Origin of the sequence: Caballeronia sp. dw_19, from assembly GCF_018449515.1 — a bacterium.
Classification (GTDB): domain Bacteria; phylum Pseudomonadota; class Gammaproteobacteria; order Burkholderiales; family Burkholderiaceae; genus Caballeronia.
In genome coordinates this window covers 521009-544095 of record NZ_JAAVUQ010000001.1, presented here as the reverse complement: position 1 = coordinate 544095, position 23087 = coordinate 521009, and the positions used below count along the sequence as shown (strand labels likewise).

Here is a 23087-nt window from a genome sequence, read left to right as displayed (position 1 = left end):
AGGTTAGACGAAGTTGACGGCGCCGAGCGCGGGCAGCACGCCTGTGCCGTTGGTGATGTTCGTGTTCGGCGGATATGTCGTGGTGACTCCGCCGACGGTGCTGGTAATGGCATTGAGCAGATAACCGGCCGACCCGGGTACCGAACCGATTGCTGAGTTGATATCTGACAGATCGATATCACCCGCCGGCGCTCCCTCGCGAATCATCAGGTCGGAAAGCGCTGCCCCAATTGCCGTTTTTGTGGCGGTCGATGCGGCGCTCAGACCTGCGATTATGAAGCCAACCTGATTTTCGATTGGGGAGCATAGATACACCAGCGCGGTGACCGGTTGTTCGGTAATGATCGCGTTCGCGACCGTCAACTGGTCGCCTGTCGCCACAACTCCGCGTGGAAGGCCACCTGGGCCCTGATCGTATTGGGATATCCCGTCCGTACCCTGCGGGAAGCCCGCGTGCCCCGACTCCGCGTCGTCCATCATGAAGTAGACGACGACCGTGCCGGAACCGAATCCGTTCGGGGAGCACCACGCCCGGGTAACACCGGCCACGTTGCGCGCCCAGACGACATAGTCGTCCTGATCACCTCCCTGCACGGGCTTCTGGAACGCGAGCATTACCCGATCGCGGAAATCATCCTGCGTCTCGACGTCAGTACCTGATGTAACCAGGGCTGTAACGACACCCGTTGACTGAATACCGGGCACCGCACTCGCAAGCACGATGGCCGTGCCGACGTCACAGTTTCCGGCGCTCCCCGCTGTCACGGCCGTGATACTGACCGTAACGGTCGTACCGCTGACATCGGCATCGACGTTCGTCGTATAAGCAAACCCATCGCCCCGGTTCACGCCGGTACCGGCCGGAAGAGGCGTCCCATCCGCACCGGTGAATTGCACGGTCAGAACCGTCTGCGTTGCGGCCTCGAGGTAGGTGCTCTTAAGCGCGCCCCAGCCAGCCAGAAACTCGTCCGTCGATGTGAAAGGGACAGCCTGCTTCGCGATCCAGTCGAGGTATCCGTACAGGCCGAACACGAGCGCGGCCAGGGCCGAGCCAACGATCTTTAGTACGGCCTTCTGCAGCAACGACACGACGAGGCCGGCCGCGGCGGTGATGTCAGACCAGATCTGCGTGCGAAGAGCCGTAAGAGTGGGACGCGAATATGGCATCAGTTAATGCTCCATGCCCAGTTGAAAGTCTGCGCCGCGCCGCCGCTTGGCGGATAAGCAGTGATGGAGATTCCGAGCATGTCAGATTTGACCCACTGGGTGATGACGTCGAAACTCGCTACAACGCCCGAATCGATGAGCCACTGGATCGCCTCAACAACGTAGTCGTACGCATCTGTGAGGGTTTTGTTCGTGGGTGAGGTTCTACGGGAGAGCAGCCACAACCGTGAGCCAGTCGGACCTGTGCCATCATCTACGCCGTCGTCACCCCACCAGCCTCGACGGTCCGTCGAGCCGTCGGGTATCTCGTCGTCCGGCGCGGCCTCACGATCGGAAAATAGGCTAAACAACAACGCTGTCTCGAGATCGTCACCAGTCGCAATATCCCCGGGAATAAGAGCCCAGTCGCCGCGTGCGTTAGCGACATCCCAAACAATTTTGATGTCGCTCATTCGTCTTGATCCGGCGGATTTGTTTCGATGGTGGAACCACCGCCTTGAACATTCACGACCTTATGGGTATGCCCGTTAGCAACAGTGCGCATCTCCGCCACAGTCCGTGTGTTCGTGTTGCAGTTATCCAGAATGTCGCCGGTGCATTTCAACAGCGGCGTGTCAGCGACGATCTCTTCCGATGCTGTGATAGTGACCGTCGTAGCACCGGTGACATTCACTGGCTGTCCATTGGCGAATACCGAGATGCCACCGGACGCCGTCATGTAGACATATTTGCCGTCCTGGCTATAGAGCATCGTTTCGCCTGGCAGCAGCCCGGTGGGGCGTGACGGCTGATGGTTCGATGCGACGATCACGCCGTTGCTGCGATCGCCGCCGATGAATGCAATCGCAACGTCCGAGTCGCGAGGCAGCATTGATGTGAATCCAAACTCGGCGAGCCGACTCAGATTGTCGATCGTCTCGAGCTCGTTAATCTGAACCTGGACGAGTTGGACTGGACCACCGTCGTTAGCAGTGGCCACGCGGCCGCGCCCAAACAGCAGCAGCACGCGCCGGGCGAGCCGGTTCAGCATTGATGGAGATCCGCTCATCGCGCACCCGCCGGCGCGCTCGCATCGACGAATATGGGCTGCAGAGCAACCGGCTCCGGCAGATATGCCTGCGGCCGCATTATGGTGAGCTCGGCGGTCGTTCCTTCTTGCTCTGACCGCATATATGTAACCTCCCCGATTAGCCAGGTCTCGTTTTCGAGCTTTAGCCTTGGAAGCGAGATCGGTACGAGTGTGTTGGGAGTCCACAGCACGCCCGCCGCATCACGCCAACTATCCGTGACGACGGTGACGACCGCCGAGCGGCCGATGCGCCGATTCATCTCCCAGTTCGCGCGTCGCGTAGCCAGATCCGCATAGCCTTGTACTGCCTCGGCCACGATGTAGTGCTCGCGCGTGCGCTTCACGCCCACGTCCTCGACGACAGCGATTACGTTCTGGCCAATGCCGAGGTCCCCAAAGGTGAGGACCGACTGCGTGAATACTGTGTATTTCGAGAAGCGCTGGTCGGCCGCGTAATCGATATATGCGGATTGAACGTTGACGCCCTGCGCAAGGCCACCCGCTGCCTGCACCGTACTGGCCTGAGTAAGCCTTAGCGTGCCGTCTGGCTGCTCGTAGACGAGCAATTGGCTGTACCGGCTGATCCGCTCGATGATCTCGTACGAAGTCTCGCCGATGAATATATTGAATTGAGGGATGGCCACCAGCTTAGCGATATCGCAGGTGACGGTAATCCCGTAATGAGCCGCGAGTTTGGACGCAACATCAAGTGCTGACGTTCCGCTAATTTGTCCATTCGGCCAGACAGCAGCGCAGTCAACGAGATCCTGGCACTTGCCACGACCGGTCGCTCGAATGGCGTGCCCGTCGGGATCGAAGCCGGGTCGATATCGGTCGATATAGCCGGTAATTACGAGGTCGGTTCCAATCCGAATCTGGCATTCATCACCAGGCTGGATCACCACTTCATTGACTTCTCCTGGGAAGGATTCGGTGAGCCCGAGCGCGAAATCGGATGGACAACGCTCGATGCCTCTTGTAACGCGCACGTCAGTCCATCCACTGATCGTTTGGTTGCCAGCGCTCAAATAGAGATCATCATCCATGTGATTCCATTATTATCGTCAAACCAAAGTTTTTCACCAAAAGGAAAGCAAAATGCACTTCAAAACTCTCGTTATGGCATTTCTAATCGGGCTATCACCCAGCGCATTTTCTCAACAAGAGCTCTATCGGGTAGCAAATTCTCCTGCTTCCTATTGCACGCAAGTCGGAGATGCCAGGCAGGGTTCAGGCGCTTCATGCCATGAACTCACTGGTGATCAGACCTTCGCCATCGCAATGGGATTACCTGACATCCCTGGCCTAAAGCAAATTGGCGGAATTTCAAACAGCCAATTTAAATATGGATATATCAATAGAGATGTTTCGCTTATTAAGGTATCCCCACATCCTGTCGACTATTGCACTCCTGACGACGTTATCGGTGGTGGCGAGATAGACCACTGGGTTATTGGCAAAGATGGGACGTTGAAGCTAAAACGTTTCATGGTCACTAGCAAGTGCATCGACGGACATCTGAAATCTTTCTCTAAGCCGCTTAACTAGTTAAGACGACAACGCTTGAAATGTCATTGGCATGAACAGCGGATGAATTGGCTGCACCTGCTGTACCAACTGATCCGCTCGCGTGGCGTCGTCATAGATACGATGCGCCAGCACGAGCGCTGGCATCGTTCCGTTGAATGTCATGGTCGTGAGCGGCGCGAGATCTGCGCCGCGGGCCTGTAGGTCCTGAACAACGGCGTTGCGTAGCACGCGCAACGCGGCGAAGCTCTCGTCATCTCCTGCATCCCCGGCGACCTCGATCTCGGCATCGATGAGCGCAGTGGCGCTCTGCATCACGTTCACGGCATCGTCATATGACGATGCCTGATAGGTCGAACAGGCCTGGGCGACTCCAGCGAGCGCCGAGCGGCGAAAGAGTGCTGCGCAGCTCGTCTGCATCGATGACATCGCGCTTCCAATCACTGAGCTCGTGAACATGCCGGTCGGCGAAAACCCCGCGAGATCGCTGGCTAACCGGATGGCATCCGCGGGATCGGCTGCCGTGGCCGCAAGCGCGGTGACAAGCTGCTGCGCGCACGAAGCGAAAGTCGTTGTGTCGCTCACATTCGCGGCCGCCGTCTGCAGCGCCGCGCCGGCACCGACTACAGCGGCAACGTTCGCGGTGTCCGCCGCGAGAAGTTGCTCGGGAGTCGTGCCGACGGGCGCCGTCAGGTTCGTCCCGGTATATCCGTCATTGCCGCCGCCGAAGAACCGGCCAAAGTCGCCGGCCAATGTTGAAACGGCATTGATGACGCGCTTTACGTCGTGAATGTCAGTCACCGCTATTTGGTACCAGGAAATCGCTGTATCTACCGCTGTATGTACGACGGCCGCACCTTGCTGGATATCTGTTGCGGCATTCTTCGCAAAATCCGATAGAGCTCCAGCTTGCACACCCTGAGATCCTCCCTGTATACCGCCTGCTGGCGACTCTTTCACATTCGGATAAATCCGCGCGCCACCCTGGATGAAGGAAAAGCGAATCATGATCACGCGGCCGTGACCGATGCTCTCGCTAGCCTCCGACTCGAGGCAGCTCACGTTATCTATCGTCCCGAATGTCGGATGGACCAAAGTCTGCGGACCATTCTGTTCGCAGATTGCAACCAGATTGTCGCGTTGGGCGATTACCGAGCTAGGCACTCCCTTCAACTTCCCATAGACAAGGCTGTTCTCGATCAGAAAGCCCGTGACTGCGAAGCTCCTCGCGAGCTTGCCCAACGGTTCGACCCAGACGTCATCCCGATATGGATAACGGTGCACGACGTTGCGACCGCCGAACTTAGTGGTGTTGTCCAACACCGCGAACGGCACACCGCCGAACGAAGCCTGACGCAGGGATCCCCACCAGGTATTCGCGCCGGGTCCGGTCAGGATCGAAGAGAGCGCGCTTGCCGCCGAAGCCAGGCCGCCGATGCTGCCGGCAAACGTTGTGAGAGTTGCTGCGCTCATACGGCTGGTTCCATTAAAGCGGATGTGCCAATCCTGGCGCTGGCGGAAACATTGCCTCTTGACGCGACAGTTACCCGCGAACCTTTGGGAGCGTTGTGCAATGTGACGTCAACCTGAACACTGCCGGTGACTGGGGCGCCGCTTGAATCGCCGCTATTGCTGCCATCGGGCTGTTGCGCCGCCGGCGTAGCTGCGAAGCGAGGATCACCGGACGATGAGCCGGAGGGCGTGCGGCGCATGCCTTGAAGGGTCGCCGCGCCGATCTGCTGCGCGGTGTACGGCATCTTTCCGTTCTCGGCGCGAATCATCCCGCTGACCAGGGAAGATACGACGCTCGGGTCGGATAGGTCCGGGACCTGGTTAGCCTTCAGCCCGGAAGCCTGCGACATCAGCCCCGTATAGTTGGCGATCTGCTCGGGCGAATTCCCCGTCTGCGCGCCTCCTGTCCACTTTTTTTGAATTTGGGCGATCGTCAAGCCTTGATAGTTTCGCTGAAGGTTACTTACGGCATCGGCGAGCCCGTCTTCCGGGGTGGCATACACGCGTTCCACTCCACTGTCGGATAGGTTCAGCGGATTGTTGCTGCGGATCCCCAAAGGATCGCTGGCGCGTCCGGCCCGACGTGCGGCCGGTGTTGCTACCGGCGCTGGGCCACCCGCCGAGGCGTCGGGGGACGCCGCAGGCGCCGAGCTAGCGATTGGCGCCGGCGCACCTGACGTTGACCCGTGCGCCGCGGTCGAATTGCGCGGCACAAACTTGCCAGTCCCCGACCAGAACCTATCCCATAGGCCGGCGTTAGTCTGTGATTTCGGAAGCGGCTTCGGAATGGGAGCGCCTGGATATCGGGGCACGAAATGGCCCGACTCTGTCGAATCCTTGAGCTTCTCGATCGTGTACGCGCCGCCGGCCGCCAGCGCGGCGAGGGGAGCCAACGCCGGCATCAGTGGCAATAGCAAAGTGGACATCTGAGCGATCGCCGCAATAGGCTTGGCGAAGGTGATTGCAGAAATCACAATCGCGGCGCCTTTTAGGCCGCCAAGCGCAACGGCGAATTCGCCGGTTTCGCGTGCCGCCTTGCTCCAATCAACGCTTTCTATCCACTGAGCGATCTTCGGCCCGTATTTATCCGCAATCGGAATGAGCTGATTGACGACCTGCGTAAGAGCCGGCGCGAGCGCTGCGCCAATCGAGTTCTTCAGTTTGTCGACGCTGACGTCCAGCGCGACCATTGATTCGTTGTACCGCTCACCCTGTGCTATCTGGGCGGGCGACATCACGCCGTTCAACTTCTCGAATTGCGCCTTGAGTTCTGCAACCCGACCGATCATCGGTTGCAGACCGCCCATGCCAAAGATTTCGAGGAATTTTCCTCGCGCCTGCACGTTGGTGATCTTCGCCGCAGCAGCGGCGACATCATTAAACGCGCGCACGGCATCCACTGAGCCGTCTGCAAGCCGGTGGATGCTGATGTTCTTGCTCGACATCACGCCGGCGGCAAACGTGTCCCGGCCCGCGGCTGCATCTTCGAATGCCGATCCCACAGCTTTTAGGCCATTGGTCATATCCGAGTCGGACAGGCCGGCGAGCCGCGCAGCGCCGCGGTATTTCTGTAACTGATCGGTCGAGACACCGATGACGGAAGCGGTATTAGCGATCTCGACTGCTGAACGGCCCCAGTTGTGGGCGAGCGCCGCAATGCCAGCAATGGTGCCAACGCTCGCGATCGCGGCAAGCGGCGGTGCGATAGAGCCGATACGCCGCGCCGTATCGCTTGCAATGTTGCCGACCTTTTCTAAACCTCGGCCGACCTTATCGATTCCAGTTGCCTTCGAGAAAGCGTCGACCGACGCCTTCACATCGGCGATCGGTTTGGTGGTCTTCGCGATTGAAGCATTGACCTTTTGGACAATCGCGGTCGCACGATCTACAGCGGTGATCGTTATCGAAAAGACGTTTGCCATCAGGTTGCTCCGGACTGCTTCAATCGTACTGCCTGGTCATGCCAATACTGAAACTGGCGCAGCGTTAGCTTGCCGACGTCGTCGGGTCCCCACCGGTAGAGCCAGGTGACGTCCGCGCGTCGGTCCCCGAGGTCCCGCCAGACAGCGGGGGCTGCCATGTAAAACCCGACAGATACGCAGTCGCCTCCTCATAGTTCGCCTTGCCCATCTTGCGTGCGACGGCGAGCGGAATATTGCCGACCATGGCGATGAGCGCAGCGTTCGATGCGTACGCCGAACCTTCGGTCTGCGCGCTTCGATCGAGCTCGTCGACTGTCGGTTCGCGCAGTGTGATGACGTCGTACGTGACGCTATCGCCCTTAAGGGTGATCGGCTTGGTAAGGCGGATTGTCTTTTCGTCGTCCATTTTTTAACTCGAAGTTGTTTCGGTGACGCAGTCGTCCGGACCTTCCAGTCGGACATCGAATTTCGCTTCCACGGAATCGACTTCCTGCTCTTCGACGGTCCACATGTCACGGCCGATGATCGTCTTGCCGTTTGCAAGTTGCCCGACCACCGTGACGTCCGTCATGGAGTTAATGTCCGCGACGGTCAGGCCACCCCAGTCGCGCAGATTGAAAGAGATGAAGGGTGCCGAGATCTCTTCCTTGAAGCCGTGGACGCGGTCCATGCCGGAGAGCGTCGAGCGTTTCTTACCGGCTGGCTTGTACTTGAAGTCGCCAGTGATCATGTATGTCGTGCCATCGATCGAAAGCGACGCCGTGCCGGCGAGCAACCCAGTGGGAGAAGCCATTGCCTGTCTCCAGAAAAGAGGAAGGCCGCCTTGCGGCGGCCAGAGTTGCGGTTAGGCCGCGATCAGCTCGCGGTCGCGGGCACGATGTTGGAGAACTGCATCAACAGCGCGAGGACGCGCAGCTGATCGATCAGGATCGCCGGGTACAGCACGTCAACGCGGTTCGGGTTCTGCGAGTTCTGCTGGACGATGATGCCTTGTGCGAAAACAGCGCTGCCCTGCACATAGCCGTTTTCCTCGAGCGTCTGGTATTGCGCGATCAGATCGGCCTTGATCATGCTCGGCGTGACCACGTTCGTACCAGGAACCACCCGCGTACCATCTGCAGCCAGTTTCTTGCGGGCGTACTTTGTCGTCACGACCGACTTCAGCTGACGCAGCACGTACGTCAGCGTGTTCAAGGTTTCCACCTCGAGATAGCTATCGTCCGCGTCACCAAAACTGTTCTTTTGGTACGTCGTGATCAGGTTCTCGATCGAGATCGTGCCGTCGTCGCCCGTTGCGAACGTCGAAATGCCGTCATACAACAGCGTGTTCCGATCGGTCAGCGCGAAGCGCAACGGCAGCGGGGGCGCCTGCATTGTTGCGAGAGTCACGGTCTGCAGCGGCTGCGCCGGATCAGCGCGCGCAGAGATCGCAACTGCGGCTGTAATGTCCGCCGCAATGACCCAGCTCGGCGTGGGGGAGCCATTAAAGCCCATGATCGAGACGTGCTCATCGTTTCGCGTGACGCCGAATGTCGTGAGCGCGCCGAGGGTGCCGCGATAGGCGCAATACGCGCCTCCGTAGAGCTGCTCGCTCCAGCTCCAGCGGCCTGTCTGAGTGCTCAGAAATGCTTTCATCGCATCGAGCGATGTGCCGTCCGTGTACGGGAACGCGATGAAATCGAACTCCTGGTCCCCCAAGTTTGCGAGTCCGGCGGTGAGCGTCGACGGATTCGTCGCGCCGCCTGACATTGCAATGATGGTCACTGCAAGACCGGCAGGCGTTGCCTCCCCGTTGGCGGTACCGCCGTAATTCAGCTGCATGTCGATGTCGTTGCCGGCCAGACCCTTGTTCTTCGCCGTGATATCAACTTTGGACGTCGTGGTGGCGTCAACTGCAGCCGTTACCGGCAGATTTGGCAGATTGCCGATCTGTGCGACCAGCGCCGCCGCGATCTGAACAGCCGTCATGGTCGGGGTGACGACCAGCGAGACAAGCTGTCCGGCGATATACAGCGAGAGAACGCCGGTCACGGTCGGAACGCTGGTGAAGTTCAGACTGCCGGCAGCCGCCACCGACGCACTGTCGTCCGCGAGCGGCAGATACCAGACCTCGCCGAACGAATCGCGCGCACGATAGGCTGCGGTCATCAGCGCAAGCATCGAACCCTGGCCGCCCACCGAATTCGCATCGGAGGTTCCCTGAGAGATCCGCGGCGTGCCCGGTGTCCCGCTGCCACTCGCGAGGATCTGGCCAATGATCAGCGCGCGCTGGGTCTGCTGTCCCGTATTCGCATTGCTGGGATCGAGATCCGCATAGAACAATGGGACACGAATATTTTGCGGAATATTCGGAAAAGAGATATCGCCCATTTATTTGGCTCCCTTCGTGTCGATCGTTGCCGCAGCGGTGCTGCTCGCTGAAGCGGTGCTTGCTACTGCCGCGCTCGCCTTTGCCGCCGGTGCCACCTGGACTGCGTCGCCATCACGGACCCGGCGCACCCAGTAAAGGTCGAAATCACCCACCTGCATGCCTTCGTCAGGCACGACCGTGGTCTTCACTCCCTCGACCGGAGCGGCCGACAGAAGCTGCTTCGTGACCGGGTCGCGTAGAAGCACGCCCGGCGCGGGTTTCACAAACATGGTGTTTCCTTTACTGGGGAAGGTTGATGGTTAGGCCCGGCTCGGTCGTGCCGTCTGGCTCCAACACGGTGACGTCGACGCCCTGCAGCGGTACCGCCGGAATCTGATAGAAGTCCGAGCCCGACGATTGGAGGAAGACCATGTCGATCTCCACCACCATTTCGCCTATGGGTTGCTCCCCGTTGGCCGTCGTATGAGGCATGCACCGGAAGTGCTTGAACTCCTGAATTGGCGCGCCCCAGCCCATGAGGGTCGGGTTATTAATCACCGCTGCTTTGATCTGGTCCCGGAGTGTCTCGAGCGCGATCGCGACGGCCGCTGCACCGGCGTCCTCGAGCTCGGCCGGTTCCTGGACACGCGCGATAACACGCAAGGTGGTCGTGACGGTGAAAGAAGGTTCGCCGGTTGGACCCCATGACTCGCCGTTCTCTTCGAGCGGGGGAATCATCAAGATCGGATACGAGTCGGGCTGCGTCGGCCAGGTGCGCGCGAAAAACACATTCGCGCCGGCGTCGGTCGTTCCAGTGAGAGCTGCAACGACCAGTTGCCGAATAACGACTGAGGAGGTCATGGCGAACTCACCTTCTGAAGCTCGAGCCGCAATTCACCCACGCCATCGGGCTGCGCATCTTTGATCACATAGGTGGTATTGGCGCTCGTGACCGAAAGCTTGTCGTTCTGCTTCGGCAGTGGCTTCGGGAGCGGGAGCGCACCGGTGAACTGCTCAGTGCGAACGACGAAGACAGGCTTAACCGTAGTCACACCCACGTCGTCGGCGAGGTCGACGTTGCGCGTGTAGCCATCAAAGAACATCCCGACGACTGGCATCGGCGCGCCGCCGACCGACGTGAACGTTGCCGGTTCGCCGAATGCAATGTCGTGGCAGGGAATAAGCACTGACGCATCCCAGTCGACGCTCATCGCGGTACGACGCCGCCGGGCTTGCGGCCACCGTTGATTCGCAGGCCGCCGACAGCAACGCCGCCTCCTGACGAATCCGCCGATTCAGCGGGCACGATGAAACCGCGAGCCTGCAGCCATTCAGCATCTTCGGGCGATAAGTCGACCGGTTGACCGGGCTTGATGGCCACGCCGTCGACATGCACGGTGCGCCCGCGAGCGACGATGAAACCGCCGCTTTCGCCCGGGTCTTCCGTGGTGGTGTTGGGAGCGGGATTCCTCGCGGGCGGCACGTTGGAATTCCGCTTGTCAGCGCCGCTCATCAGTCAAACACCGGCGGGCAGACAGTTGCGGAGAACGATGCGTTCACCCGGCTCGGGATAACGAGCGGTGCGGACTGCATCATGATGAAGCGCTGTGCTGGGTCTTCCTGCACCCAGGTCTTCGGTGCGAACGGCAGCGCTTTGTAGTTGAAGGCCGGGTCCTTGATCATGCCGAACGCACGCGTGCCCATGAGGGTGGGGCCGCTCATGATGACCGTGCCGTCCGTCAGCATCGGCACTTCATGGTTGTTCTCGTCGACAAACCAGTCGTTGTAGACCCAGAGGTCATACTGGCCCCAGTGACCCATATACACCGCGCCTTGCTCGACGCGCGCGCCCGGGTCGACGATGTTGCCGCTCGGGTTCAGTGACGGGAAGATGATCGCGCCCTTGAGCACCGGATCCAACTTGAAGTTGATCCACGAGCTCGTCGTGAAGACGATGTCGGTGACCTTCGCCCCGGACATCTTCAGGATCTGCCGTTGCCATGCGTCGATATTGGCCGTCGGGTTTGCTGTGCCGGCCGCGATGTTGGTCGGATTCCAGATTGCACTGCCCGTCAATGCGACGGTCAGCGACGGATCCCGCCCGAAGTCGATCGTGACCATCTCGTAACCGTCACCTTCGACGGTCAGCTTCGCGGTTTCGAGTGCCTGGGCAGCCATCCATTCCATACGACGCTTCGCGATATCGACCTGGTCAGCCATTTCGGCATACAGGTTGGCCATCTCGCGCTCTTCGCCGGTGAACTCGCCGCCGATCCGCTCACCGATCATCCGGCGTACAGGCTTGAGCAGGTCTGGCGCGCGCTTGTCCTTGATGTAGGCAGGCGTGAACTCGTTGGTCTGGTAACGGCGTTGCTCGACGAGCTTGCCTTCAACCAGCGGCGAGACGAACGGCGCCATCCGGCGCTTACCCACGTCGATATCGATCGAGACCTTCTCGGTATCGGACGTCACCTGGTTAGTGAAAAACTTATCCAGCAGAAACTGCTGAGCCGTTTTCAGATTGGGGACGATCTGAATCAGGACGTTGGTGTCGTAAAGAAAGCTCACGGTCGGGTTCTCCGATATCTACGTTTCTGGCGCGCCAATGAAAAAGGCCCGCCGAAGCGGGCCTTTCAGATGGAACGTGGGGGAGGGTTAGCTCGGATCTGCCGCCGAGACAGTCGACTTCAGGAAAATGCCGTACGGCCGAAGAGCCGTTTGCAACGCAGGGAGCGACCACGACGGATCGAAGCTGACCGCGTTCTGGTTGAACTCACCGAGCAAGTACGCGCCGGCCAGCTGCGGTGCAACGCTTGCGTCGGTCGAGCCCGCAAGGATCGCGGATGGGACCTGGCTGCCATCGCTGGCGGTTTTCACCGACAGGATGTAATTGCCGGTCGCCTCGAGCACATTCAGCGTGAACGAATCGCCCGCGACGAACGGGGTGCCGCCGGCGGTGATCTTGAAACCGATCTCGGCGTTCGAGTACGCGGTACCCACAGTCGCTGGCGGCAGCGCATTGCCTTCCGGATCGGTGACCGTGAAATTCGTCGCGCTGGTGGCCACAAGCGTGAACACGCCGAACGTTTCGGTCGCGCCGAGCGACAGCGTGCCGATCGTGCCGTTGCCGGTGTTGGTGCCGGCGGCGGAGTTGATGCTGTTGTTGGTCTGCTGCCCCAGGACCGCACCGCGGGCCAGTGTGCCGGCCATCAGTTGGATCGACTGGGAAACCAGTTTCAGATTGCCCGCGATCAGTTGATCCGGGATGAATGTTTCGGCGTAGATCGAAGGCTGCTGGGGATTTTCGCCAACGCTATTGACGGTCAAGCTCATGGAGTTCTCCAATGAAAGAAGAGGGGGCGCTTGCTGCAACGAGCCCGATTAACCGCCGCGTGCGCGCTCGCCGGCGGCAACAACCTTGGCGGCTGCCGCCGCGGCCGGATCTGCGCTCGGCGATGCACCGCCGCTGGCGCCCGGGTTCGGAAGGGGGTGCTTCGCCATGAGCTCGAGCAGGCCGCTCCGGCTCGAGGAAGCCTTCGGCTGAACGTCGAGCGCGCCGGCGGCCAATGCACCTACCGCCTGCTTCGCGGTCATCGTGGTATCGAACGCAAACGCACAAGCCTGATTGACGCGGCCTGACTTGACGCCTGCGGCCAGGATCCGGGCGCAACGAATCCGTTCACGTTGACGAGCCCCTTGGGCGCGGCCTTCGCGCTTCTTGTCTTCGTCGTCGTCCTCTTCATCCATCTCCGTGTCGTCGGCGTCGTCGTCATCGTCGGCTTCGCGCTTCGCCTTTTTCGCGCGCTTGGCAGCACGCGCTTCCTCTTCCTTCTTTTCCTCCTCGGCCTTGCGTGCCTCTTCCTCTTTCTTTTTTTCTTCTTCCTCCGCGCGCTTGGCTTCGTCTTCATCCATCTTCTTCATGCGCTTGGAGTAGTCGTCGTCCGACTCATCCGCGCCTTGCTTGCGATCGTCGTCGGTGGTTTCTTCTGCGCGCGCGGCGAGGCCGGCGAGCCCCAGAAAATGGGCGAACGGCGACGCGGCCGCAAACCTCGAGAGCTTGCTCATGTGCTACCTCAATATGGAATGGTTTAGGCCGTGATCGTTTTGATCAAAGCCCGAAACGCGGCATCAGGCGCCGCCACTTCGTCCGCAAGTCCAAGGGCGACACCTTTGGCACCCATGAAACATGCGGCCTTCGTACCTCTGACCGTGGCGGCCGAGATATTCCGATTGCGGGCAACCGTTTCAACGAACAGTTCGCCCATCGCATCGATGTCGGCCTGAAAGCGCGCGAGCGCTTCATCCGAAAGAGGCAGCTCGGCGTGGCCGTCTGCCTTGTAATCCCCGTAGGTGATGAACGTCACCTTGATACCTGCGGCCGTCAGCGCTTGCGACAGATCCACGTGGGCCGCAATGACGCCGATGCTGCCAACTCCACCGGTCCGCGGAACATAAATCTTGTCAGCCGCGCTGGCGATGGCATAAGCGGCCGAGTAGGCCGACTCATCCAGGATTGCCCAAATCGGTTTTTTTCCGCGGAGACCGTAGATCGTGTCCACCAAATCAAAGCACCCGCTTACTTCTCCACCGGGCGAATCGATGTTGAGCGCGATCGCCTCGACCTTCGGATCTGCAACAGCCATGAAGAGGTTCTGGCGGAGGCCGTCATATCCGGTCATGCCACTCCATGGACGAAGGGAGCCCAGCTTTTGCACGAGCGTACCTTGCACGTCGATCACTGCGATCGGGCCGACCATGTCATAGCCACTGCGCGGCGTGCTGCCTGGCTCGGCAAACCCATATTCATCGTCTTCCATCGCGGACGGATTGATTGCAGTACCGTTCAGGCGAACCATCTGAGAAACGCCAAGACGATCGGCCAGAGCCGCGATAACGATCTCGGCCTTTTTTGGATGTATGGCGAGCGGCGTATTGAAGATCTTCTGCGCGAGCCGCGGAAGGATGTGGCTCATTGGGCCTCCGGTGTCGTTACAGATTCAGTGGCGGATTGCCCGTTGTTCCATTGCGGAACGGGAAGGCCAAGTTCTTGAAATTTCGCGCGCTCGACGGCGCGTTGACCGACCTTCTCGCGCCAGTCGGAACCACCCAGTTCCGCACATTCGTCCTCGAGTGTTGACAGGCCGGCATCCATACCGAGAATTGCCCCAGCTTTCTCTTTCTGCGGATCGACGTATCCACGTCCCGGCCCCATCCATTTCGCTCGCGAGTAAGCCACGCGACATTCGATGAACGGAGGCGCGCCAGTGGGCAGCGGAAGGTCATCGACTTCCATCGACTCTTCCAGGAAGCCGCAATAGATCGGATGACCGTACCCGGAGGCAAAGTTCGTCCGCTTACGGTGAAACGTCTTCCATACCTCGAGCATCGCCGCGCGGTATGAGCTGTAGTTCACGTCCGACCAGTTCTGGCTGATCATCTGCGCCGACGTGCCGGTACCGGCCGCGACGTTGCGCAGCATCGCATTTTCGAAATCCGCGAAATTGCTGGTCGGACGGGAAGCCGAGACGGTGCCGATCTTCTCGCCAGGAAACAAATGAGAGATCCGGGCGTCGCCGATCCTCATCTTCCGGTCGGCATGGAACTCGGCGCGGTGGTCGCTGTACGTCTTCAGCCGATCGCTATCTTCGAGCGCTTCAGATGCGAACTCATCGTCGAACGGGCTTTCGATGTACGCGCCGAAAATCGCATTGATGATTGCCGCGTCGAGCTCGGTGCCGTCGTACTTGATCAGCATCTTCAGGCGCTGCAGAACCGGCGCGAGCATGCCGGCTCCGCCGCGATGTTGCGCGGCACGGTCGTGGTCGAAGTCGTGAATGATGATCGGCCGACCCCAGTCGGTCTCGCGAGGAATCCGATCCCAATGCAAGCTCTTCTCTGCGCTGAACCAGTCGCCCTGGTGTGCGCGGCGAATCCAGTACGCGACTGCGGCCCCGTCTTCATCGACCTCGACACCGCCGCGCATCGTCTGTTGGTCGAAGTTCAGTTGAGGATTCGACAATCGATCAGGATCAATCACCTGAACAGCGGTTGCATAGCGAGCGCGGCCGATGCCGATACGCTGAGGACGCCAGTGCAGCATGCCGAGCGCATCGCCGTCGACGCACTTATGCCGAAACGCGAGGGCCATCAACTGCGGCATCGTCAGATTGCGCTGTGTATCGCAATAGCGGCCCGGGTCATGGGCCCAGCTCCGATAGTTCGCTTCGACAGCCTGGCCAAACTCATCGGCCCAAACGTGATCGAATTCCTTGATCCCGGTCATCGACTGCAACGCGAGATAGTCCGGTTTGGAAATCGGACGGAAGTCGGCACCGATCACATTGTCGATCGTGCGCGTTACCGCAGCCGAAGCCCAGCCATCGTTGCGCACCACGTCCCGGACGCGGGACACGATGCGATCGCGATAAATATTTAATTCGCCGTCGGGGGACCATAGATATGGCTGCCAGTCGCCCATATGTGGGCCGAATATGTCGGCCGCATCATAGGGCGTGCGCGAACCGCCGACGAGCATGGACGCGCGACCTCCGCGACTCTTGAACGGCTTACCTGCCGAATCAAGGATTTGCACGGCGCTTTCAGTCACGGTTCATTGCCTCAGCTGCTTGGCGTTCTCGCCGTTGGATTGCCTGTTGGCGCGCGCGATCTGCCTGCGCAGCCCGACGTTCTGGTGTCCAGAACACAGCCACCTTCGCGTCGCGAATAGCACGCCGGACGGGGTCATTCATAAGTGCCTTCGCATGGTCCGAGGCGCGGCGACGTCTCTCGGGATCCTGCATTTGCTTCCGCATACATTCCGAATAAGCTGTGCGGCGATCGGGTTGCATCATCCATTCGGTGTGCTGCACTGAACGTCTTTGACGAAACACCGGATCTGAAGCGTTTTCGATCAAACGCTTCGTTCGTTCCGCCAGCACCTTCGGATCGGCCAGCTGTCTCGACACTCTTTCAGAGCAAGCTTTTCGACGTTCTGGGGAAAATCTGATACCGAGCGTTCCTTCTCCGCCGTCGGTATGGTTTGTCAGGCGCGCACCGGCACTCCGGAACTCCGCGATCCAATGGCGCTCGCGAGCAGCCCAGTTGTCACCGCATACCTCGATCTGTTCAATGAGGGGAATGAAGCCTTTTTCGCCCAACCCGCGGATCCACCTATCTCGGTAGGTATCTGATTTGCCACCTCTGGCTTGGCTGATATGGCCGCACAGGCGCTTTCTAAGAGTCTTGACCGTCTTGCCGACATACCGGACGTCCTGCGTGAGCGGATCACGCAGGAGATAGATGAACGTTTTTCGGTCCATCAATATGAGAAGCCGATCGACCGGCGTGCGCGACGGCCATGCGTAAGCAGACCGCGCGCAACCAGCTCGGCTCTCAAAACAATTTTCATGCGGATCAGAGCGTCGAAATTTGCTCTGGTGTACGTAACGGAGCGACTTCCTTCGCCTTGCGCGTAGCTGAATGCCTCGCCTTTACCACCAGATGCGACCTGAACTTCTGCCAGGAGCACTTGCGAATACCATTGCTGGATGGTCGCGTCAGGAATCCCCTGATAGGTGACGCCGTTGGGGTTATGGGGATTATGGAAAGCCACGTGAATCTCCTATGGCAACCGGCTCGCGATTGACTTTTTGGTGCTCTGTGTCTTGACGGACGGCCCTGACGCGACCGGGGCCGGCGCTGGCGCCGTAACGACGGGCGGTGCTCCCGCAACAGTGGGTTCGGTCACCACTTCGGAAGGATCTGCTGCGCGAATCGAGGTGTTCGTGTCCCAGGGCGCCGCCCAGCCAGGAGGTTTCTCCCAGTTGATTCGCGACAGCCCGTGTAGATGCGCCAGCACATGTGACAGCACCATCAAATCGAGCGCCTCGTTGCGGCCGCTCTTATTGATTTTTTCCCAGCGGCCATTCGCTAACTTTTGCTCGGCCGTCAACTGCTCGAACCAGACGTGCGGCTGTTCCGTCGATCGCAACGCATAGGGAAAGTGCACATACAGCGGCCCTGGCTCGCCGACGCGAAGCTGCCCGATCAAATCGTCCTTAAACGAATTCGGATTGAACATCGCGACGGGCACGTTGCCGGCGGCGGCCGCCTTGTTTGCCTTCCGGTTTGTGTCCGGATAAACGACATTCAACCGCGGCGCATTGAGCGTGCTCGCGCCCTTGCACGGAATGATCGACCAGACATCGCGGCCGCCAATGGTGCCGAAGCGTCTCGTAGCGCGAATCCGGCGCCAACGTGTCCACGCCGCATATGCTTGCTGCGCTACACCTGGCTGGCCGCCCGAGTCGTAGCCCGAAGCGCGAATGGACATTCGACGGCCCGAGCCGTCACCCAACGGATATGTGCGCTGGAAAACATCGGCGAGAAGCTTGTCCCAGTCATCTGGTGAGGTGGCTGGATCTGCTGGGAGGCGCCCGCGGTCGACGACCCAGCTTTCGCCGTGCTGACCGTATGCCCGCACCAACCAATCAAAATGCGCGATCTGGCAGTCAGCCTGGGCGGTCATGAATCGAGCGCCGCGCGGAACGACCTGGAGCGCTAACTCTCGCTCGGCGCGATCGGCCAGGTCATTCGCGTCGACGGTACCGACAACGCGACTCGCAGCGTACGGAAAGCCGAACTGCTTGACCGTAACCTGACGGAGGGCTGTGTCGTCGCCGTCGACCTCGAGCTCGCGCTCGGCTTTTGCTTTTGCCCGCGCGAGAGCCCCGATACCACCGAGGATAAAAGGCGACATCACGCCGACTATCCAGAAGCCGGCACTCTTGCGCGCGACCAGGTCACCGGTCACAACACCTTCCTGCGAGATCTCCTGCCCGTCTCCGATCCAGCCGCCAAACGGCGATCGGTAGGCGGCCGCGTTCATTGCGCGCCGCGACCGGTCTTCGATGAGGCACCCGTTCACCGGGCAGATCAAACGCGCATTGCGCTCGATTTCGTCAAGCGTTTGCTTGTCGTCGTAATGCAGGACCATGTAACGCTTCGCGATCGGGGCCGGGCTCGACCAGGCGCCGCAATGCGGGCACGGCCAATACCAGACGCGGCGATCGCTGTCGCCATACATGGACATGATCCCGGACGACCAGTCGCGATCCGGCCTCAGGCCGCGCGCCAAGTCGGGGTGGCTCAAGGCCAACAACATCGACTGGCGCCCGAATGTCTGCCGGCGAACGTCGAGCACGGCCTTCACATCGCCGAGCGCCTGGTCGTACGCGTCAACCTCGTCGGCCACGATCCGCGGCGCCGACTTGTTGATGAGATTGTTCGCCGACGCGGACAGGAACTCCACGTGCATGCCATCGAAGCGCTTGAAGTGCAGCGAATCATCGATCGGTCGCGAACCGAGCCGCATCGCCATCTCGGGATGCGAGTCGATCATAGGATTGATACGGCTCTTTACGTACGATTCGAGACCCGGATCCGTCTGCATGTACCAAAGTAGGTCGCCCGGATCATTCGCGACTGACTTCAACAGCCAGCATTGAGCTATTTCCGTTTTGCCGCTTTGGCCGGGACCCACAACAACAGTCGTGAGGTAATCAAGGCGGCTCAACGTATCCATCGGTGCCACGAGGTACGGCGCCTTGTCGTGATGCCAGCGTCCGACGTATCCGCCGCCCTGGTTCGACAGCTTCCGGTGCAGCACCGCGTACTCAGCAACGGTCTGGCGTTCCGGGGGAACGAGGTTCGACAGCGCCTCACGCACCACTTGGTACGGATCTGCGTATTCGGTTTCAAACATCGCGTCAGCCCAAAAGCACTTTGAGCTCGTCGGCCATGGTTCGCCGCAGCTCGTCTGTCACCGTCCGGATATCGGAGGCGTATTCCTCCGGAAGCCCGAGCTTCTCGACGATCTGATCGGAGAGTCGGTCGAGGCCCTTGCCGAGATGCGCCAGCATCGTGCTGAGCACTTGGCGCATCAACTCAACCTGAACCAGCTCGCCACGATTGCGGCGCAACTGGTCCTCAAGAATCTCTGCCTGAACAGCATCACGGCGTTGCCGAGCTGACTGCTCGCCTGCATGAGCAACCGGCTCCACTCCCGCCGGCGGCACGACGCTGTATCTCGCACCTGGGTAAGGGTTGCCTTCGTTGGCACGCGCATCGATCCGCGCGCCGGCTTGTTTCTCAGCAGCAACCTTAGGCGCCGGTTTCTCTGCCGCTCGCGCCGCCGGCTGTCGACGCGTGCCGGTCAGATATGCCTGGACGTCGGCAACATCGAATTCCCATCCGCCGGCGCGTGTCCCGCGCTTCACCACCGGAAACGCTGCGTCGCCGTCGAGGCGTCGATCAAGCCGCGGTCGCGTCCAGCCGATTGCCTCGCACAATCCGGCCTTGCCAACGACGACGGGTGTAACGGGCGGCGGTGTAACGCGGGCCGTTTTCGATTTGGCGCTGCGCGTCGCCTGCGTTACGCCGTGCTCGCCAGCAGCCATAAGGATTTCCGTCGCGATTGCACGTTGCGACCGTGTAACGTGTAACGCGTTTTTTTAAATCAAAAGAACGGGTAGACCGGGCGCGCGCACTGCCCGTGTAATGGGGAGACCCCAGGAGGGACCCATGGACCCCCCGGGGGGTGGGCGGGGCAGGGCAGGGCAGGGCTCTCCCGGCGGAGGTTGCGCGGAGGTCGCGCATGGGGTCGCCACGCCGTCGCGCCAGTGGCTAGCGGCTTGGGTTGCCTACCTCACTTCGCGGTCGCCATCGCTTTCTTGAGCGCGGCTTCGAAGTCCTGCGCGAGATATCGATCGACGATCACGCGTGCGTGCTTGCCATAGTTCAACTGCTTTCGAACGGGAATCGCATCGCCGAAGCGAATCAACAACTTCAGCTTGCCGCGGGGATTGTCCTCAGTTCGTTTCAAACGATTCAGTTTGCCCAAGCGCTTGCCACGCTCATTCAACAGCGTTACGCGCTTCGTATCTGTCGGGCGCTGCCAGATACCGTTGATGGTCTCGCCGCTCTTCAAGCGCACGGCGCCGATGAAGATGTCAGGCCGGCCCTTGAGTTTGTCTACAACGCCGCGCGGCAGTTGACCGTATGCGTTCAACGCGATGTTCTTCGGATTCAGCAGGGCGCGCCCGGGCAGCACGTGAACGCCACCAGTCTCGTACGGCTGCAAGTACTTCGCTGCGATGTCGCGCACATAGACGATCGCCGTGGGGTTCGCCTTCGTCGCACGCTTCACTGCAACAGAGTTCTGCGTGAACGGGGTAGGGCTCGTGAACGTCTTCCGGATGTTCTCGGTTTCAGCCACCTGGACGCGCTTCGCTGTCGCGTTGATCGCCTGCGCTTTGGCGAATGGCACCTGCTTGGTAACGAGTGCGCTGAGAGATCGCGTCAGCTTCTTGAAGTCCGACTTAACCGAGATGCCGATCATGGTCAGCCTCGATCAACGGGAATAAAAAGGCTCGCGACGGCCGAAACCGAGCGAGCGAATCCAGCGAAGGGTTCGCTGAAGGGGACACGGTGGTTGCGGGAGTTGGACTCGAACCAACGACCTTCAGGTTATGAGCCTGACGAGCTGCCAACTGCTCTATCCCGCAACAGTGGAAATCAAGAGAGTGCCGGAGCTGAGCCCGGCCTAGCATTTGTCCAGGCTTCCACGAGTCCAGGGGCGGATGGCTGCCGCGAGCCACGGCAACCTCCCGGAGAACCGGGCGACTTTTATGCTCTGCCAGCTATTGGATTACTCGCGCATCAGCCTGCGCATTTAACTCTCACGACTGGCGACTGTTTAGCCTCGCTAGACTTGGGGCTTGAGAGTCTGACAACCGACTCATGGGCCATACCCAATCGCCATACGTGAGAGTGCTTGATGCCGGCCGGGAGTACTCTATGGCGAGGGCATCAAGCATGGGCCGGAAAGCAAAAAGCCCCGCTCGGAATGTCCGTCGGGGCTTTGGAGACACCTATACACAGTGTCAGATTGGTCGCTATATTGGGAGAAGAAATCCCAAATGTCAAAAAATCTTGAAAACTCCGGAAATCTGGCTACGCGTCGCCGCACCGGCGGCATCCGCGTTATGAGGCTTCCTTCCGATTTGCGACGGTGAATTCTGGTCTTTCCAGGCGCACTCCGAGCACCTGCGATGGTCACAACTTTCGCAGCGCTCAAACGAGTTGGTGATAGAGGTGTTACCGCCGGTTGAATTTTAGACGGAGTTACTCTTTCAGAAGCTTTTCAAAAAACTCCTTCACCAGCTCGTCCCGCTTCGACGCACCACCTATCAATGTCTCTTTGTTCACTCGCGCCGCCTGCATCACTTTTAGCGCGAAATCGAACAGTTGGAGCGTCGGAACGGAGAGTTCGACGACGGCCTTGCGGCGCTCGGGGTCTCCGGGGACGGGCGGCAGCTCTCCGAATATCGGCGGCTGAGCCAAGTGCGCAATGATGCGAGTAAGCGGAACGCCAACATTCATGCTTGAAAAGCCATCAACGTAAAAATGGGGCAGGGATTCTGCCACAGTGAGGTCGAAGGATTGCTCCGGGGTGCGGACGCTAATAACTTTTTCCATGATCTTCTCCCGGCATTTAGGCAGCAAGTGCGAAGCTTTCGTCTGAGGCAAAAGTTGCGAAACCGCTTGCACCTGGGTGAGGCGGCGCAAATACGGGCCCGGTGGAGGCAGCCCCTACGAATATTTCGTTGTTTTCAAGCATACGGCTCAGCGCGTTCAAGCTGTCTTCGCGCTTGCTAACCTCCAGTCGGGACTTGGAAAGGTTGGACAAGTCGAGCAACGCCGATGCGACATCGGCAAATTCCACCTTGAGATGAACATCAAACGCCTCCGACAGCTTTCGAAGAGTCGTCAGCGTGACTGATTCGAAGTCGGCGCTTTCGATTTTGGACACTCGGGCCTGCTTCATTCCAGAATTCTCGGCGAGCTGCTCCTGAGTCCAGTTTCTCGCGAGTCGCAGAGCTCGGACCTGCGCCGCAATGCGCAGGTTTGCTTGTTCCTCCAAATACGCATGGCCGAATTCATGATCGGCAAGCGCGTCGAGCAGGTCCTTCTCAGGTAATCGAAACATGCTTGATTCTCCGGTTTATATTATTTGCAACTACAGTTTTTCGACCGTTGGCAGTTTCCACTGCATTTGATGGCACCAGAACAAAGTCGCGCTCCGTCGCACCCATAAGCATTGTGAACTCGCTATCGTTGTTGTGCGGTCCCTTACAAAGCAACGGCCTCAGTGCTACGTTTCCGGGGACCCGAATCTTCAAAATCCCCGGCACATCTGTATCGGACAATATCTGGGGCCGGAGATCCTCTCCGTAATCTCGCAGCATATTCATCCGCGCACGAAGCTTCCCCTGCTCTTTCTTTTGGAGGCCCCGCCACCATTCATAGAAGCAATTCGCGCCATGCGCATCGACGTAATCGAAAAGACTGAACATGTATGTTATCACTTTATTGTTATACGGCATTCGACGGCCGAACTTTAGTGCGGCTTCGTACATTTCAGGCGTAACAGCTGCCCGCACCCCAGCGGAGTGTCACAGTGCACTTCCAACATTGTCCG

26 protein-coding genes and 1 tRNA gene are annotated in these 23087 nt (G+C 59.7%); 1 reads left to right on the top strand and 26 read right to left on the bottom strand.

The annotated features are described in order from the left end of the window. Window positions 1-3: 3 nt before the first annotated feature. The 4 genes from HB376_RS02535 to HB376_RS02520 are packed head-to-tail and all read right to left on the bottom strand — an operon-like array spanning window position 4 to window position 3282. Window positions 4-1167: a baseplate J/gp47 family protein gene (locus tag HB376_RS02535; RefSeq protein ID WP_213761824.1), complete on the bottom strand. Its 1164-nt coding sequence runs from the start codon at window positions 1165-1167 to the stop codon at window positions 4-6. Further along, window positions 1167-1619 (bottom strand): phage GP46 family protein, encoded by a 453-nt coding sequence (locus HB376_RS02530; RefSeq protein ID WP_213761823.1) that lies wholly within the window; start codon window positions 1617-1619, stop codon window positions 1167-1169. The genes HB376_RS02535 and HB376_RS02530 overlap by 1 nt, the downstream gene beginning before the upstream one ends. After that, the gene (locus HB376_RS02525) at window positions 1616-2215 is read right to left on the bottom strand and encodes a phage baseplate assembly protein V (protein WP_213761822.1); all 600 of its coding nucleotides are present in this window, start codon (window positions 2213-2215) and stop codon (window positions 1616-1618) included. The genes HB376_RS02530 and HB376_RS02525 overlap by 4 nt, the downstream gene beginning before the upstream one ends. Beyond that, window positions 2212-3282 (bottom strand): phage baseplate assembly protein, encoded by a 1071-nt coding sequence (locus HB376_RS02520; RefSeq protein ID WP_213761821.1) that lies wholly within the window; start codon window positions 3280-3282, stop codon window positions 2212-2214. The genes HB376_RS02525 and HB376_RS02520 overlap by 4 nt, the downstream gene beginning before the upstream one ends. Window positions 3283-3334: 52 nt before the next feature. On the opposite strand from HB376_RS02520, the gene HB376_RS02515 reads away from it, so the two are divergent. Beyond that, entirely contained in the window at window positions 3335-3784 is a 450-nt protein-coding gene (locus HB376_RS02515) for a hypothetical protein (RefSeq protein WP_213761820.1), read from the top strand. Here the strand turns inward: HB376_RS02515 and HB376_RS02510 are convergent, their stop codons facing one another. From HB376_RS02510 to HB376_RS02405, 22 genes are all read right to left on the bottom strand, one after another. Continuing rightward, window positions 3785-5236: a DNA circularization N-terminal domain-containing protein gene (locus HB376_RS02510; protein ID WP_213761819.1), complete on the bottom strand. Its 1452-nt coding sequence runs from the start codon at window positions 5234-5236 to the stop codon at window positions 3785-3787. Next, a complete protein-coding gene (locus HB376_RS02505; protein WP_213761818.1) occupies window positions 5233-7197 on the bottom strand; it encodes a hypothetical protein in 1965 nt (654 codons plus the stop codon). Before HB376_RS02505 ends, HB376_RS02510 begins: the two co-directional genes overlap by 4 nt. Window positions 7198-7261: 64 nt before the next feature. After that, on the bottom strand, window positions 7262-7603 hold the full coding sequence (locus HB376_RS02500; protein ID WP_213761817.1) for a phage tail assembly protein: 342 nt from the start codon (window positions 7601-7603) through the stop codon (window positions 7262-7264). A 3-nt stretch (window positions 7604-7606) separates the two neighbouring features. Beyond that, on the bottom strand, window positions 7607-7990 hold the full coding sequence (locus tag HB376_RS02495; RefSeq protein ID WP_213761816.1) for a phage tail tube protein: 384 nt from the start codon (window positions 7988-7990) through the stop codon (window positions 7607-7609). Between the two features lie 62 nt (window positions 7991-8052). After that, on the bottom strand, window positions 8053-9567 hold the full coding sequence (locus HB376_RS02490; RefSeq protein ID WP_213761815.1) for a phage tail sheath subtilisin-like domain-containing protein: 1515 nt from the start codon (window positions 9565-9567) through the stop codon (window positions 8053-8055). After that, complete coding sequence (locus HB376_RS02485) at window positions 9568-9837, bottom strand: DUF2635 domain-containing protein (protein WP_213761814.1); 270 nt, start codon at window positions 9835-9837, stop codon at window positions 9568-9570. A gap of 10 nt (window positions 9838-9847) precedes the next feature. Beyond that, window positions 9848-10408, bottom strand: a complete 561-nt coding sequence (locus HB376_RS02480) for an ABC transporter permease (RefSeq protein WP_213761813.1) — start codon at window positions 10406-10408, stop codon at window positions 9848-9850. Continuing rightward, window positions 10405-10758, bottom strand: coding sequence for a hypothetical protein (locus HB376_RS02475; RefSeq protein ID WP_213761812.1), 354 nt, complete (start codon window positions 10756-10758; stop codon window positions 10405-10407). The genes HB376_RS02480 and HB376_RS02475 overlap by 4 nt, the downstream gene beginning before the upstream one ends. Beyond that, window positions 10755-11060 (bottom strand): hypothetical protein, encoded by a 306-nt coding sequence (locus tag HB376_RS02470; protein ID WP_213761811.1) that lies wholly within the window; start codon window positions 11058-11060, stop codon window positions 10755-10757. Before HB376_RS02470 ends, HB376_RS02475 begins: the two co-directional genes overlap by 4 nt. Continuing rightward, window positions 11060-12115, bottom strand: coding sequence for a major capsid protein (locus HB376_RS02465; protein WP_213761810.1), 1056 nt, complete (start codon window positions 12113-12115; stop codon window positions 11060-11062). Before HB376_RS02465 ends, HB376_RS02470 begins: the two co-directional genes overlap by 1 nt. 87 nt (window positions 12116-12202) lie before the next feature. Beyond that, window positions 12203-12880, bottom strand: a complete 678-nt coding sequence (locus HB376_RS02460) for a head decoration protein (RefSeq protein WP_213761809.1) — start codon at window positions 12878-12880, stop codon at window positions 12203-12205. A gap of 48 nt (window positions 12881-12928) precedes the next feature. After that, entirely contained in the window at window positions 12929-13612 is a 684-nt protein-coding gene (locus tag HB376_RS02455; RefSeq protein WP_213761808.1) for a hypothetical protein, read from the bottom strand. Window positions 13613-13635: 23 nt separating this feature from the next. Next, on the bottom strand, window positions 13636-14403 hold the full coding sequence (locus tag HB376_RS02450; RefSeq protein WP_255631110.1) for a S49 family peptidase: 768 nt from the start codon (window positions 14401-14403) through the stop codon (window positions 13636-13638). 113 nt (window positions 14404-14516) lie between these two features. Then, window positions 14517-16154 (bottom strand): phage portal protein, encoded by a 1638-nt coding sequence (locus HB376_RS02445; protein ID WP_346730422.1) that lies wholly within the window; start codon window positions 16152-16154, stop codon window positions 14517-14519. Beyond that, window positions 16147-16866: a GIY-YIG nuclease family protein gene (locus HB376_RS02440; protein ID WP_213761806.1), complete on the bottom strand. Its 720-nt coding sequence runs from the start codon at window positions 16864-16866 to the stop codon at window positions 16147-16149. The genes HB376_RS02445 and HB376_RS02440 overlap by 8 nt, the downstream gene beginning before the upstream one ends. Then, entirely contained in the window at window positions 16866-17159 is a 294-nt protein-coding gene (locus HB376_RS02435) for a hypothetical protein (protein WP_213761805.1), read from the bottom strand. Before HB376_RS02435 ends, HB376_RS02440 begins: the two co-directional genes overlap by 1 nt. A 9-nt stretch (window positions 17160-17168) precedes the next feature. Continuing rightward, window positions 17169-19310 carry a terminase gpA endonuclease subunit gene (locus HB376_RS02430; protein ID WP_213761804.1) on the bottom strand — a complete coding sequence of 714 codons (2142 nt, stop codon included), beginning with the start codon at window positions 19308-19310 and terminating at the stop codon, window positions 17169-17171. 4 nt (window positions 19311-19314) lie between these two features. Next, on the bottom strand, window positions 19315-20004 hold the full coding sequence (locus HB376_RS02425; RefSeq protein ID WP_213761803.1) for a hypothetical protein: 690 nt from the start codon (window positions 20002-20004) through the stop codon (window positions 19315-19317). Window positions 20005-20252: 248 nt separating this feature from the next. After that, window positions 20253-20945: a phage tail protein gene (locus HB376_RS02420; protein WP_213761802.1), complete on the bottom strand. Its 693-nt coding sequence runs from the start codon at window positions 20943-20945 to the stop codon at window positions 20253-20255. 90 nt (window positions 20946-21035) lie between these two features. Next, window positions 21036-21111: transfer RNA gene (locus HB376_RS02415), tRNA-Met, on the bottom strand. Between the two features lie 619 nt (window positions 21112-21730). Then, entirely contained in the window at window positions 21731-22084 is a 354-nt protein-coding gene (locus HB376_RS02410) for a hypothetical protein (RefSeq protein ID WP_213761801.1), read from the bottom strand. A 16-nt stretch (window positions 22085-22100) separates the two neighbouring features. Then, on the bottom strand, window positions 22101-22595 hold the full coding sequence (locus HB376_RS02405; RefSeq protein ID WP_213761800.1) for a helix-turn-helix transcriptional regulator: 495 nt from the start codon (window positions 22593-22595) through the stop codon (window positions 22101-22103). Between the last annotated feature and the right edge of the window lie 492 nt (window positions 22596-23087).